The sequence below is a fragment of the Cellulomonas sp. KU4C genome, assembly GCF_056868065.1.
In genome coordinates, this window is sequence record NZ_CP200322.1 from 2,516,168 (window position 1) to 2,529,553 (window position 13,386).

Annotated in this window: 11 protein-coding genes and 1 pseudogene; 10 read left to right on the top strand and 2 right to left on the bottom strand. The window is 77.5% G+C overall.

What is annotated here, in order from left to right:
• Window positions 1-64 precede the first annotated feature (64 nt).
• From AC1VL8_RS11960 to AC1VL8_RS11975, 4 genes are all read left to right on the top strand, one after another.
• Window positions 65-799 (top strand): hypothetical protein, encoded by a 735-nt coding sequence (locus AC1VL8_RS11960; protein ID WP_483075307.1) that lies wholly within the window; start codon window positions 65-67, stop codon window positions 797-799.
• The gene (gene miaA / locus AC1VL8_RS11965; protein WP_483075308.1) at window positions 796-1,758 is read left to right on the top strand and encodes a tRNA (adenosine(37)-N6)-dimethylallyltransferase MiaA; all 963 of its coding nucleotides are present in this window, start codon (window positions 796-798) and stop codon (window positions 1,756-1,758) included. Before AC1VL8_RS11960 ends, miaA begins: the two co-directional genes overlap by 4 nt.
• Window positions 1,755-2,792: a diaminopimelate epimerase gene (gene dapF / locus AC1VL8_RS11970; RefSeq protein WP_483075309.1), complete on the top strand. Its 1,038-nt coding sequence runs from the start codon at window positions 1,755-1,757 to the stop codon at window positions 2,790-2,792. Before miaA ends, dapF begins: the two co-directional genes overlap by 4 nt.
• A 77-nt stretch (window positions 2,793-2,869) precedes the next feature.
• Window positions 2,870-3,232: a thioredoxin family protein gene (locus tag AC1VL8_RS11975; RefSeq protein WP_483075310.1), complete on the top strand. Its 363-nt coding sequence runs from the start codon at window positions 2,870-2,872 to the stop codon at window positions 3,230-3,232.
• 106 nt (window positions 3,233-3,338) lie between these two features.
• Here the strand turns inward: AC1VL8_RS11975 and AC1VL8_RS11980 are convergent, their stop codons facing one another.
• Window positions 3,339-3,950 (bottom strand): class I SAM-dependent methyltransferase, encoded by a 612-nt coding sequence (locus AC1VL8_RS11980; RefSeq protein ID WP_483075311.1) that lies wholly within the window; start codon window positions 3,948-3,950, stop codon window positions 3,339-3,341.
• Between the two features lie 178 nt (window positions 3,951-4,128).
• Here AC1VL8_RS11980 and hflX point away from each other — a divergent pair.
• The 3 genes and pseudogenes from hflX to AC1VL8_RS11995 all read left to right on the top strand — a co-directional run.
• Window positions 4,129-5,603: pseudogene (gene hflX / locus AC1VL8_RS11985) on the top strand (GTPase HflX); the annotation flags it as partial.
• Window positions 5,604-5,659: 56 nt separating this feature from the next.
• The gene (locus AC1VL8_RS11990) at window positions 5,660-7,837 is read left to right on the top strand and encodes an ATP-dependent DNA helicase (protein WP_483075312.1); all 2,178 of its coding nucleotides are present in this window, start codon (window positions 5,660-5,662) and stop codon (window positions 7,835-7,837) included.
• Between the two features lie 82 nt (window positions 7,838-7,919).
• A complete protein-coding gene (locus AC1VL8_RS11995; protein WP_483076244.1) occupies window positions 7,920-8,891 on the top strand; it encodes an L-lactate dehydrogenase in 972 nt (323 codons plus the stop codon).
• Window positions 8,892-8,898: 7 nt separating this feature from the next.
• Here AC1VL8_RS11995 and AC1VL8_RS12000 read toward each other — a convergent pair whose 3' ends face one another.
• The gene (locus AC1VL8_RS12000) at window positions 8,899-9,888 is read right to left on the bottom strand and encodes a LysR family transcriptional regulator (protein ID WP_483075313.1); all 990 of its coding nucleotides are present in this window, start codon (window positions 9,886-9,888) and stop codon (window positions 8,899-8,901) included.
• A gap of 81 nt (window positions 9,889-9,969) precedes the next feature.
• Between AC1VL8_RS12000 and AC1VL8_RS12005 the strand changes: the two genes are divergently transcribed.
• The 3 genes from AC1VL8_RS12005 to AC1VL8_RS12015 are packed head-to-tail and all read left to right on the top strand — an operon-like array spanning window position 9,970 to window position 13,163.
• Complete coding sequence (locus tag AC1VL8_RS12005) at window positions 9,970-11,073, top strand: aminotransferase class V-fold PLP-dependent enzyme (protein ID WP_483075314.1); 1,104 nt, start codon at window positions 9,970-9,972, stop codon at window positions 11,071-11,073.
• Between the two features lie 10 nt (window positions 11,074-11,083).
• Window positions 11,084-12,046 carry an NAD-dependent epimerase/dehydratase family protein gene (locus AC1VL8_RS12010; protein WP_483075315.1) on the top strand — a complete coding sequence of 321 codons (963 nt, stop codon included), beginning with the start codon at window positions 11,084-11,086 and terminating at the stop codon, window positions 12,044-12,046.
• A complete protein-coding gene (locus tag AC1VL8_RS12015) occupies window positions 12,033-13,163 on the top strand; it encodes a glycosyltransferase family 2 protein (protein ID WP_483075316.1) in 1,131 nt (376 codons plus the stop codon). Before AC1VL8_RS12010 ends, AC1VL8_RS12015 begins: the two co-directional genes overlap by 14 nt.
• The last annotated feature ends 223 nt before the right edge of the window (window positions 13,164-13,386 follow it).

Consider the following 13,386-nt stretch of genomic DNA (forward strand, 5'->3'; position numbering starts at 1 on the left):
CCTCTCGTGCGGCGGCGCCGGGCACGCGGGGGTGCCTGCGGCAGGGGGCGGGTACCGTTCGGGGGTGTTCTCGGCCGTGGTGCTCCTGCCCGACACCGTGCTGGTCGTGCCCGGTGCCGCCGGGCGGGCCGACCCCGCGTCGGGGCTGCGGGCGGCCGCAGTCGAGGCGCTGCGGGCCGCCGACCCCGGGCCCGACGGGCGGGTGCTCGTCCTGGCGCCCGCGACCCGGGACCGCGCGCTGACGCACCCGGTCGGTCTCGGGCTCGGCGCGGCCGGGCTGCCGGAGCCCGCGGGCCGGGCCGACGCGGTCGCGCCGCGGTCGCGGGCCGACGTCCCGGCGTCGACGGCGCTGGTGCTGCTCGACCTCGCCGGGTGCCGCGCGCCCGTCGACGTCCGCGAGCTCGCCCGGGGTGGCGGGTCGACGGCCCCCGAGGACGCCGGCACGGCCACCGCCCTCCTCGTCGTCGTCGGCTCGCCGAGCGCCCGGGACGGCGCCGACGCCCCGCTCGCCGAGGACCCCCGCGCAGCCGAGGTCGACGCGAGGCTGCTCGCCGCGCTCGCCGACGGCCCCGCGGCGCTGGACACCGCGCTCGACGCGCTCGGCCCCGACACGGCCCGCGAGCTCGCGGTCAGCGGATGGGCGCCGTGGCGGGCCGCGCTCGCGTTGCTCCCCGTCGACGGGCCGCCCGTCCGTGCCGCCACCTGCACGACCGCCGTCGTCGCCGGCGCGCAGCACGCCGTCGCCCGCTGGGGCACCGGCCCCGCACCCGTCCCGCACCACTCCGAGGAGCCCCGTTGACCGTCGTCGTCGCCGTGGTCGGTCCCACCGCGACCGGCAAGTCCGACCTGGGCCTCGCCCTCGCGGAGCGCCTGGGAGGCGAGGTGGTCAACGCCGACGCCCTGCAGCTCTACCGCGGCCTGGACATCGGGACCGCGAAGCTCGCCGTCGCGGAGCGCCGGGGGGTGCCGCACCACCTGCTCGACGTGCTCGACCCGGACGAGGACGCGACCGTCGCGGCGTACCAGGAGGCCGCCCGCGCCGCGCTGGCGGACATCGAGTCCCGGGGCGCACGGGCGGTCGCGGTCGGCGGCTCGGGGCTCTACGTGCGCGCGCTGCTCGACCACATGGAGTTCCCCGGCACCGACCCGCAGGTGCGGGCCGAGCTGGAGGCACGCGTCGAGGCGGAGGGCTCGCGCGCGCTGCACGCGGAGCTCGCGCGGCTGGACCCGGTGGCCGCGGACGGCATCGGGCCCCGCAACGCCCGGCGGGTGGTGCGGGCGCTCGAGGTGATCGCCCTGACCGGCCGGCCGTACTCCGCGAACCTGCCGAGCCACGAGTACGAGGTCCCCGCGGTGCAGATCGGCCTGGACTGCGACCGCGCGGTCCTCGACGCGCGCGTGCAGGCCCGGGTGGACCGGATGTGGGCGGCCGGGCTGGTCGACGAGGTCCGCGGTCTGCTGGCCCGCCCCGGCGGCATCGGGCGCACCGCGTCCCGGGCGGTCGGGTACGCGGAGGTGCTGGCGGCGCTGCGCGGGGAGATCACGCTGGACGAGGCGCGCGCCCAGGTGGTCGCGGGCACCCGGCGGCTCGCGCGCAAGCAGATGGGCTGGTTCGGGCGCGACCCACGGGTGCACTGGCTCGACGCGCGCGACCCCGACCTGGTCGACCGGGCGCTGGACCTGGTGGCGGAGGCCGACGCGGGGCGGCTCGGCCGGGCCACCGACGACCCGGCGCCGCGCCGTAGTCTGGGTTCATGACCGCGACCGCCGGCAGCACCGGCACGCCCGGCCCCGGCTCCAGCAGCACCGTCTCGAGCCGCACCGCCTCCGGCAGCCCCGTTCCCAGCGGCCCCGCGACGGCGACCGCCCCGCGCGTGCTGCGGGTGACGAAGGGCCACGGGACGCAGAACGACTTCGTCCTGCTCGACGGCCGCACCGGCGTCGCGCTGGACGACGCGCTGGTCCGGGCGCTCGCGGACCGGCGCGCGGGGATCGGCGGCGACGGGGTGATCCGGCTGGTCGCCAGCGCGGACCTGCCCGAGGGCGCCGCGGTGCTCGCCGAGGACCCGGCGGCGACCTGGTTCATGGACTACCGCAACGGGGACGGCTCGATCGCGGAGATGTGCGGCAACGGGGTCCGGGTCGTCGCGGAGTACGCGCGCGCGCTCGGCGTCTGGGACCCGGGCGCGGGCGAGCTCGTGCTCGGCACCCGCGCGGGGGTCCGCCGGGTCCGTGAGGTCGCCGGACCCGCGGGCGAGGCCTGGTACGCCGTCGACATGGGTGTCTGGCACCTGCCCGGCGGGCCCGAGGCGGTCACGTCGGGCGGCGACGCGGAGGTCACGGTCGCCGGGCTGCCGGTGCCGCGACCGGCGCTCAGCGTCGACGTCGGCAACCCGCACACGGTGCTGGCGCTCGCGGGCGAGGCCGAGCTCGACGCCGCGGACCTGACGCGCGCGCCGGGCGTCGACCCGGTGCCGCCGCACGGCACGAACGTGGAGCTCGTCGTCCCGCTCGGCGAGGAGCGGACGTCGGACGGCACGGTCGTCGGCCGGGTCCGGATGCGCGTGCACGAGCGCGGCGTCGGCGAGACCCGGTCCTGCGGCACCGGTGCGTGCGCCGCGGCGCTCGCGGTGCGGGCGTGGGCCGGCCCGCAGGCGCCCGACGTCTGGCTGGTGGACGTGCCCGGCGGGACGGTGCGGGTCGCCGCGCTGCCGGACGGCCACGTCGAGCTCGCCGGGCCGGCGGTGCTGCTCGCGGACGTCGACGTCGACCTGGACGCGCTCGGCCGCTGACCGCGCCCGACGCGGGAACACCCGCGCCCGTGCCCGACGCGGGAACACCTGCGCCCGCGCCCGGCGTTGCACCCCACGTGCCCCCGACCGACCAGCCCGCGCCGACCGCGCTCACGGCCGACGACCTGCGCCGACCGCTGGGACGTGAGGTGACGTTCCTGCAGTTCTCGTCGGGCTTCTGCGCGCCGTGCCGGGCGACCCGCCGGGTGCTGGAGCGCGTCGTGGCGACCGCGGACGGCGTCGCCCACGTCGAGGTCGACGTCGCGGACCGTGCGGACCTCGCGACCCGGTTCGCGGTGGAGCAGACCCCGACGGTGGTGCTCCTCGACAGCTCTGGCGAGCCCGTCGCCCGCGTCACCGGCGTCCCCACGCTGGCGGGCGCCCGCGCCGCCGCCGACGCGGTCCGCCCCGCACCCGCCCGCGTCCACGTGCCGAGGTAGGTCCGCCCGCGCGAGACAGGGCCTCCGGAGGTCCTGACTCGGCGCGGAGGTCCTGTCTCGGCGGCGCGTGGGCGGCGGGTCGGCGGCGCGTGGGCGGGGCGTCGGGTCAGCGAGCGGTGACGCGCAGGACGCGGAAGCCGCGGTCCGTCGCCACCCGGTCGACGTCAGCCGCGTCGCCGAGCTCGGTCGCCAGCCAGCGCAGCAGCGAGTCCGACCCGAGGTTCTTCGCCACCACCAGGTACGCCGCACCGCCGGGCACGAGCCGCCGGAGCCACTGCCGCAGCATCGCGTGCAGCGCCTCCTTGCCGACCCGGATCGGCGGGTTGGACCAGATCGCCGCGAACCGCACGTCCTCGGGCACGTCCTCGGGGCGCCCGGACCGGACCCCGGTCAGCCCGAGCGCGTCGGCGTTCCGGCGCGTGAGGTCGAGGGCCCGCTCGTTCACGTCGACCGCCCACACCCGGGCCGCCGGGGCGTGCAGGGCGAGGCTGAGCGCCACGGGCCCCCAGCCGCAGCCGAGGTCCAGCAGGTCGCCGTCCTGCGGCGGGTCGGGCACGTGCCGCAGCAGCACCTCGGTACCGCCGTCGAGGTGGTCGGGGGAGAACACGCCGCCGGCGGTCTCCACGTCGACGTCGCGGCCGGCCAGGTGGACGGTCCGGGTGCGCCGCTCGTCGGGGGAGGCGGGCTCCGCGGTGAAGTAGTGGTCGGTGCCGGTCACGCCCGCGACCCTATCCGGCGTCCGCCTGCGGCGAATCACCTCGCTTCCCGCCGGGCAGCGTGCCACGCTGGGAGCCGGCGCACCCCGGTGCGCCGGCCATGCTCCCGGACCCCGAAGGAACCGCGTGAACGACGCCCAGGACCCCACGACGCGCGAGCAGGACGCCCCGGAGGCCGAGGTGGACGCGCAGCAGGCCGCGCGCGACGCCCAGCGGGTCGCCGACGACGTCGTGGCCCGGGTGCTCGCACGGGCGGGCACCGCGGTCCACGACGGCGGCACGGTGCACACCACCCACGACGGCGAGCAGCTCGACCTGGAGGAGCGCACGTCGCTGCGCCGGGTCGCGGGCCTGTCGACGGAGCTTCCAGGACGTCACCGAGGTCGAGTACCGGCAGCTGCGCCTCGAGCGGGTCGTGCTGGTCGGGCTGTGGGGTCCGCTCGGCACCACGCAGCTGTCGGCGGAGATCTCGCTGCGGGAAGCTCGCCGCGCTGGCGGAGACCGCCGGCTCGGAGGTCCTCGACGGCTTGCTGCAGCGCCGCCAGAACCCCGACCCGGGCACCTACCTGGGCTCCGGCAAGGCGGCGGAGCTCGCGGGCCTGGTGGCGGCGGTCGGCGCGGACACGGTGGTCGTCGACGGCGAGCTCGCCCCGTCCCAGCGCCGCGCGCTGGAGGACGTGGTGCGGGTCAAGGTCGTGGACCGGACGGCGCTGATCCTCGACATCTTCGCCCAGCACGCCAAGTCCCGGGAGGGCAAGGCCCAGGTCGAGCTGGCGCAGCTGGAGTACCTGCTGCCGCGCCTGCGCGGCTGGGGCGACTCGATGTCCCGGCAGGCCGGTGGCCAGGTCGGCGGCGCCGGCGCGGGCATGGGCTCGCGCGGTCCGGGTGAGACGAAGATCGAGCTGGACCGGCGGCGCATCCGCGACCGGATGGCGAAGCTGCGCCGGGAGATCGCCGCGATGGAGCCGGCGCGCGCGACCAAGCGGGCGTCCCGGAAGAAGAACGCGATCCCGTCGGTGGCGATCGCGGGCTACACGAACGCCGGCAAGTCCTCGCTGCTGAACCGGCTGACCGACGCGGGCGTGCTGGTCGAGAACGCGCTGTTCGCGACCCTGGACCCGACGGTCCGGCGCGCGGAGGCGGCGGACGGCCGGGTGTACACGCTGGCGGACACGGTCGGGTTCGTGCGGAACCTGCCGCACCAGCTGGTCGAGGCGTTCCGGTCGACGCTCGAGGAGGTCGCGGACGCGGACCTCGTGCTGCACGTCGTCGACGCGTCGCACCCGGACCCGGAGGGGCAGATCGCCGCGGTCCGGCACGTGTTCGCGGACATCCCGGGTGCGATGGACGTGCCCGAGATCATCGTGCTGAACAAGGTCGACCTCGCCGAGCCGGAGACGGTCGCGCGGCTGCGGTCGCGGGAGCACGGCGCGGTGGTCGTCTCGGCGCACACCGGCGAGGGCATCGCGGAGCTCCAGGCGGTCATCGCCGACCAGCTGCCGCGCCCGGGCGTGACCGTCGACGTGGTGATCCCGTACGACCGGGGCGACCTGGTGCACCGGGTGCACGAGTCGGGGGAGATCGACCTCGAGGAGCACACCCCGCAGGGCACCGCGCTGCGCGGCCGGGTGGACGAGGGTCTCGCGACGGAGCTGCACGGCGGCGGCGGTCGTCGTCCGGTAGGGGGCCCGCGCCCGACTAGGGTGTTCCGGTGCCCGATCCCAGCCCCGACGTCGACCACCTGCTCGACGTGGCGGTCGCCGCGCTCGGTGGGTCGCCGCGCGAGGGGCAGCGGCGGATGGCCCGCGAGGTCGCGGACGCGTTCGCCACGAAGGAGCACCTCATGGTGCAGGCGGGCACCGGCACGGGGAAGTCGCTCGGGTACCTGGTGCCCTCGGTCCGGCACGCCGTGCTCGAGGACCAGAAGGTCGTCGTCTCGACCGCGACCCTGGCGCTGCAGCGGCAGGTGATGACGCGCGACCTGCCGCTGGTCGCCGAGGCGCTCGCCCCGGAGCTGCCGCGCCCGCCGAAGGTGGCGCTGCTCAAGGGCTGGCACAACTACGTCTGCGTGCACAAGACCGAGGGCGGCTACCCCCCGGACGACCAGGGGATGCTGTTCGACCTGGGGGACAAGGGCGCGGCGGACCACCCGACGCCGACGCAGGACGCCGACGGCGAGCCGGCCGAGAAGGAGTCGCTCGGCGCCCAGGTCGTCCGCCTGCGCGAGTGGGCGGGCGCGACCGACTCGGGCGACCGCGACGACCTGGTGCCGGGCGTCAGCGACCGCGCGTGGCGGCAGGTGTCGGTGACCTCGCTGGAGTGCCTGGGCCAGAAGTGCCCGATGCTCGACGAGTGCTTCCCGGAGCGTGCCCGGGCCGCCGCGCGGGCCGCCGACGTGGTCGTGACGAACCACGCGATGCTCGGCATCGCCGCGTCGGGCTCCCCGCACGTGCTGCCGGAGCACCAGGTGCTGGTGGTCGACGAGGCGCACGAGCTCGCGGACCGGGTCACGGCGCAGTCGACCGCCGAGCTGTCGGTGGGCAGCGTCGAGCACGCGGGCCGGATGGCGCGCCGGCACGGCGGGATCGCGACGACGGACCTCGACGGCGCCGCGGCCGCGCTGGGTGCCGCGCTGATCCACCTGCCGGAGGGCCGGTTCACCGGCGGACTGCCCGACGGCACCCGCCAGGCGGTCGCGATGGTGCGGGACGCCGCGCGCGGGCTGCTGTCGGCGTTGCGGCCCGAGAAGCCCGCGGCGGGCGAGGCGCCCCCGGCGGACTCGGGGCTGAAGATCGCCACCTCCGCGGTGCTGGCCCTGTTCGAGGTGGCGGAGCGGATGGCCGCGGACCCCGACGACCAGCGCTACACCGTGCTGTGGTGCTCGCGCGGCGAGCGGGACGGCGCGACCCGGCTCTACGCGGCGCCGCTCGCGGTGAACGGCCTGATCCGCACGCACCTGCTGGCCGAGCGGGCGTCGGTCCTGACGTCGGCGACCCTCAGCCTCGGCGGGGAGTTCCGGTCGATGGCGCGCAGCATCGGCCTGGAGGGCGCGGGGGAGGCGGCCGCGGCGACGGCCTCGGCGTCCGCGGCCACGGTCGCGGTCGCCCCGCCGGGCGGCAGCGAGGGGACCACCCCCGAGGACGCCCCGGACCGGCTCGACGTGCCGGTGAGCGCCGCCCGCAGCGCGGGTTCCACGACGCTCGCCTGGCGGGGCATCGACGTGGGCAGCCCGTTCGACTACCCGCGCCAGGGCATCCTCTACATCGCGCGCCGGCTGCCGCCCCCGGGCCGGGAGCCCGCGACGGACGCGCAGCTCGACGAGATCGAGGCGCTGGTCACCGCGGCCGGGGGTCGCACGCTCGGGCTGTTCTCGTCCCGGCGCGCGGCGGTGGCGGTCGCGGAGGCGATGCGCGAGCGGCTGGACGTCCCCGTGCTGGTGCAGGGCGAGGACCAGCTCCCGACCCTGGTGCGGCAGTTCGCGCAGGACGAGGCGACCTGCCTGTTCGGCACGCTGTCGCTCTGGCAGGGCGTCGACGTGCCGGGCCGGGCCAACCAGCTGGTCATCATCGACCGGATCCCGTTCCCGCGACCCGACGACCCGGTGAAGTCCGCGCGGTCCGAGGCGGTCGCGGCGTCCGGTGGCAACGGCTTCATGTCGGTGGCGGCCACGCACGCGGCGCTGCTGCTCGCCCAGGGCGCGGGACGGCTGATCCGGTCCGTGGACGACCGCGGCGTGGTCGCGGTGCTGGACCCGCGGCTGTCGACCGCCCGGTACGGGGAGTTCCTGGCCCGGTCGCTGCCCGACTTCTGGCGCACGACGGACCGCGAGGTCGCCCTCGGTGCCCTGCGCCGTCTCGCTGCTCCGCCGTCCGGACCGCTAGCCTCGTGACCAGGGCGCCGACCGGCGCGCGGGGACGAGGAGGACCGCTGTGAGCGAGCAGACGAACGACGTCGAGGGCGACGACCTCGGACTGGCCGGGAGCGCCGTGTCCCCCCGTCGGACGACCAAGCTGGCGGTCGTCGGCGCGGGCGCGGTGGGGTCGACGATGGCGTACGCGGCGCTCATGCGCGGGGCCGCCCGCAGCGTGGTGCTGTACGACATCAACAAGGCGAAGGTCGAGGCCGAGGCGCTGGACCTCAGCCACGGCATCCAGTTCATGCCGATGGCCGAGGTGATCGGCTCGGACGACATCGCGGCGTGCGCCGACGCGGACGTGGTCATGGTCACCGCGGGCGCGAAGCAGAAGCCCGGGCAGACCCGGATCGACCTGGCCGAGGCGACCATCTCGCTGGTGAAGAAGGTGCTGCCGCCGCTCGTGGAGGTCGCCCCGAACGCGGTGTACGTGATGGTGACCAACCCGGTCGACATCGTCACCTACGCGGCCCTCAAGGTCTCGGGCCTGCCGCCGACGCAGATGTTCGGCTCCGGGACGGTGCTGGACTCCTCCCGGCTGCGGTACCTGATCGCCCAGTACACGGGCGTGGCGGTGCAGAACGTGCACGCGTACATCGCCGGCGAGCACGGGGACACCGAGCTGCCGCTGTGGTCCTCGGCGACGATCGGCGGCGTGCCGCTGCTCGACTGGAACGCGATGGAGGGTCACGTCCCGCTGACCCACGAGGTCCGCGAGTCGATCGCCCGCGAGGTCGTGGAGTCCGCCTACCGGATCATCGCCGGCAAGGGTGCGACCAACTACGCGGTGGCGCTCGCGGGATCGCGGATCATCGAGGCGATCATCAAGGACGAGCGCCGGGTGCTGCCGGTGTCGTCGCTGCTGGACGGGTACCACGGGATCAGCGACGTGTGCCTCTCGGTGCCGTCGGTGGTCGGGCGCGCGGGCGTGGGCGAGCGGCTGCAGGTGCCGATGTCCACCGACGAGCTCGCGGGGCTGCGGCGGTCGGCGGAGTCGCTGCGCGCGGTGGCGCGCCGGTTCGGCATCTGAGGCGGGCTCAGCCGCGGGCCGCGGGTGCCGCGTGCACGGGTGCCGCGTGCACGGGTGCCACGTGCACCCGCGGTGCCCGCAGCCGCTCGGCCGCGGCGCGCAGCGCGTCGAGCGCCGCTGCGACGGCCGGTACCCGCGCGGTGCCCGGGTCGGTGACCGCCTCGACCAGACGGGTCGCCGGCGGGAGCGTCGGGTGCACGGTGACGCCGTGGTGCGGCAGGGCGGCCAGCGCGAGCCCGGGGAGCGTCGCGACGCCCAGCCCGGCGCGGACCAGACCGAGCACCGCCAGGTAGTCGTCGGTCGCGAAGTCGACGCGCGGCGCGAACCCGGCGCGGGCGCAGGTGCCGACCAGCTGGGCCCGGCACTGCGGGCAGCCGGCGATCCACGGCCGGTCGGCGAGCGCGGCCAGGTCGACGGGGGAGCCCGGCGCGCGGCCGTCCGACTCCGGGAGCACCACGACGACCTCGTCGCGCAGCAGCGGGTCGCGCCGCCGGCGCGCGACCCCCGGGGGAGCGGCTGCCCCGTCCGGGTCCGCGTCCCGGAACACCACCGCGACGTCCACCCGGCCCGCGTCGAGCTCGGCCAGCGCCTCGGGCGGCTCGGCCTCCGCGAACGTGGGCACGAGCCCGGGGTGCCGCACGCGCAGGGCGGCCAGCGCCCCGGGCAGCAGCGTCGCCGCCGCCGACGGGAACGCGGCCACTCGGACCCGGCCCGCGCGCAGGCTGGCCACCGCGGCGACCTCCTCGAGCGTCGCGTCGAGCGCGGACTGCACGGCGACCGCGTTGCGCGCCAGGACGAGCCCGGCCTCGGTGAGCCGCACCCCGCGGCCGGCGCGGACGACGACCGGGGTGCCGACGGTGCGCTCGACGGCCCGGAGCTGCTGGCTGGCGGCGGGCTGGGTGAGGCCCAGCGCGCGGGCGGCGGCGGTGACGCTGCCGGTCTCGTGCACGGTGCGGACGAGGCGGAGCGCGGCGGCGTCGAGCGGTCGGGCGGTCATGACCCGAACGATAAGCCGTGTGCATGAGTGCGTCGACAACAGGCCGTTGCACGCATGGAACGGGGGCGGAAGGCTTGGAGCATGCGCTCCACCGCCGTCCTGGCCGACCTCCGCCGCGAGTTCGCGCCCGCCCCCGGCCACCTCGACGCCGCGACCGCCGGGGTCGCGCCCGCGCGCATGCTGCGGGCGCTGCGGGAGGACCTGGACCGGTGGGGCGCGGGCCGGATGGACGTCGGACGCTACGAGGACGCGGTGGTCCGGGCCCGGGGCGCGTTCGCGTCGCTGGTCGGGGTCGCCGCGGACCGGGTCGCGATCGGCTCCCAGGTGTCCGTCATGGCCGCCGTGGTCGCCGCGTCGCTGCCGGACGGCGCCGAGGTGCTGTGCGTGACCGGCGACTTCTCCTCCACCGTGTACCCGTTCCTCGCCCAGGGCGACCGGCTGCGCGTGCGGCACGTCGCCGCCGACCGCCTCGCCGCGGCGATCACGCCGGGCACCGCGCTCGTGTCGTACTCGCTGGTGCAGTCCGCGACGGGTGCGGTGCTGGACGACGACGCCGTGGTCGCCGCCGCCCGGGCCGCCGGAGCGCGCACCCTGTGCGACCTCACCCAGGCCGCGGGGTGGCTGCGGGTCGACGCCGACCGGTACGACGTCAGCGTCACCGCCGCGTACAAGTGGCTGTGCGCGCCGCGCGGCACCGCGTTCATGACGGTGCGCGCCGACGCGCAGGACGCCCTGCGGCCCGTGCAGGCGGGCTGGTACGCCGGCGCCGACCCGTGGTCGTCCTGCTACGGCCCGGCGATGACGCTCGCCGACGACGCCCGGCGGTTCGACGTCTCGCCGGCCTGGCAGGCGTGGCTGGGTGCGGCGGAGTCGGTCACGGCGTTCGCCGAGGTGGACCCGGCGGTGGTGCAGGCGCACGCGGCGGGGCTCGCCGACGGCCTGCGCGCCGGGCTGGGCCTCGCGGCCACCGGCAGCGCGATCGTCACCCTGCCCGACCCCGACGGCGCCCGCCGGGCCGCGCTCGAGGCCGCGGGCTGCCGCGTCGCCGGCCGCGCAGGGCGGGTGCGGCTCGCGTTCCACGTCTGGGACGACGCCGACGACGTGGCCCGGGCGCTGGGCGCGCTGGCCGCCGGACCGGGCGACGTGCCCGGCAGCGTGCCCGGCGACACCCCCGGCGCCCGTTAGGGTCGGGCCCATGCGCGTGCTGCTCACCGGGTCCAACGGCTTCCTCGGCGGGCGGGTCGTCGCCGACGCCCACGCGCGCGGCTGGGAGGTCGTCGGCCTCGGCCGCGCGGCGTCCCCGAGCACCCCCGTCGACGCGTACGTGCGGCACGACCTCGCCGAGCCGCTGCTCGACGGCGTCGTCCCGGGCGACGTCGACGCGGTGATCCACTGCGCCGCGCTCGCCTCCCCGTGGGCGCACCCGCGCGCGTTCGTCGCCGCGAACGTCGACGGCACCCGCAACGTCGTGCGCTGGGCCGCCGCGCACGGGCACCCGCACCTGGTGCACGTGTCGAGCTCCTCGGTGCTCTACCGCGACGCCGACCAGCTCGACCTCACCGAGGACAGCCCCGTCCCGCCGGACGCGGAGCAGATCAACGTGTACGCCCGCACCAAGCGGATCAGCGAGCGGGTCGTCGCCCGGTACGACGGCCCGCACGCGGTGCTGCGGCCGCGGGCCGTGTTCGGGGTCGGGGACACCGTGCTGCTGCCGCGGATCCTGCGCCTGGCCCGCGGCGGCGTGCTCCCGCTGCTGGAGCGCCCGGGCCGACCGCCGGTGCGGATCGACCTGACGGACGTGCACACCGCCGCCCACTACCTCACGGAGGCCGTCGAGCGTCGCGTCGAGGGGCTCTACCACGTGACCAACTCCGAGCCGGTCGACCTGTACCCGTTCCTGCTCGGCGTGCTGAGGCGGCTCGGTGCCGAGCCGCGCACGGTGCGGGTCCCGCCCGCGCTGGTCCGGGCCCTCGCCGGGGCGGGGGAGCAGGTGTCCGCGACGTTCCTGGGCTGGCGCGAGCCGCCGATCACCCGGTTCGGGGTGTCCGTGCTCTCGCGCTCCAAGACCTTCGACGTGTCCCGCACGCTGCGCGACCTCGGCGCGCCCGCGGTGTCGCTGGACGAGAGCGTGGACCGGATCGCGCGTGCGCACGGCTGAGGTCGCGGCGCTCGCGGTCACCGGGGTGCTGGCGGGCCTGGCCGCCGCCCGGCTGGTCTCCGCCGCCCGCACCGTCGCGGAGCCCCCGACCGAGGCGCCCGTCGACGACGTCACCGTCCTGGTCCCGGTCCGGTCCGGGGACCCCCTGCTGCCCGCCACGCTGGCGCGGTCGGCGGCCAACCTGGCGCCGGCGCGGGTGCTGCTGCTGGTCGACGACGACGACCCCGCGGGCCTCGACGCGGCGACGCGCGCCACCGCCGCGGGGCCGCACGTCGAGGTCCTGACCTGCGCGGCGCCCCCGCCCGGCGTGAACCCCAAGGTGCACAAGCTCGCGGTCGTCGCCCCGGACGCGGGCCCGGTGGTCGGGCTGCTCGACGACGACACGGTGCTCCCGCCGGGCGGGCTCGAGCGGCTGGCCGGCGCGCTCGCCGCGGGCGCGGACCTGGTCACCGGCATCCCGGTGTACCGCGAGCAGGGCGGGCTGTGGTCCCGGCTGGTCGCGGCGTTCGTCAACGGGTCCGCGCTGGTGACCTACCTGCCGATGGCCCGCACCGGACCGCCCGTGACGGTCAACGGCATGGTGCTGCTGACCCGGCAGGACGCGCTGCGCGCGGTCGGCGGCCTCGCCGCGGTGGTCGACGCGACCTGCGACGACTACGCCCTGGCCCGGGCGTACCGCGCGTGCGGGCTGCGGATCGTGCAGACCGCCCAGCCGGCCGAGCTCGCGACCACCGTCCCCGGCCCGCTCGCGTACGCCCGGCTGATGCGCCGCTGGCTGCTGTTCGCCGGCGAGGTGGTGCGGCGCGACCCGAGCCCGCGGCTGGCGGTGCTCGCGGGCCTGCCGAGCGTCCTGCCCGCCGCGACGGTGGCGCTGGCGTGCGCCGCACGGTCGCCGCGCGCGGGGGCCGCCACCGCGGTCGTGCTGCTGGGCACCGCGGTCGCGACCCGGGAGCTGCGGGGCCGGCTCGGCGCCGGAGCGCAGGGGACCCTGGGCGTGCTGCTGGAGCCCGTGGCGGCCCTGCTGACGCCGCTGCACGCGGTCACGGCGGCCCTCGGCCCGCGCAGCGTGGTGTGGCGCGGGCGGCGGGTGCGCGTGGGCGTCGGGTCGACGGCGTGACGCGGGGGCGCGTGGGGCCGGCGCGAACGAGATCGGCGCGCACGAGATCGGCGCGCACGAGAGCGGCCGCGACGAGCGCCGCCCGGACGACGGGGCACGCGTGAGGTGGCTCGACCGGCACGCGGCGTCGCCGAGCGTCGTCGACCCGGCCACCCCGCTGCCGGCCCGCGCGGCCTGGCTCACCGGGCAGAGCCTCCTGGACGCACTCCCGCCTGTCGCCGGC

What these genes read in the sequence shown, in the direction of transcription:
- dapF (WP_483075309.1), top strand. Translation starts at nt 1,755, where the DNA reads ATGACCGCGACCGCCGGCAGCACCGGCACGCCCGGCCCCGGCTCCAGC.
- AC1VL8_RS12010 (WP_483075315.1), top strand. Translation starts at nt 11,084, where the DNA reads ATGCGCGTGCTGCTCACCGGGTCCAACGGCTTCCTCGGCGGGCGGGTC.
- AC1VL8_RS12000 (WP_483075313.1), bottom strand. Translation starts at nt 9,888, where the DNA reads ATGACCGCCCGACCGCTCGACGCCGCCGCGCTCCGCCTCGTCCGCACC.
- AC1VL8_RS12005 (WP_483075314.1), top strand. Translation starts at nt 9,970, where the DNA reads ATGCGCTCCACCGCCGTCCTGGCCGACCTCCGCCGCGAGTTCGCGCCC.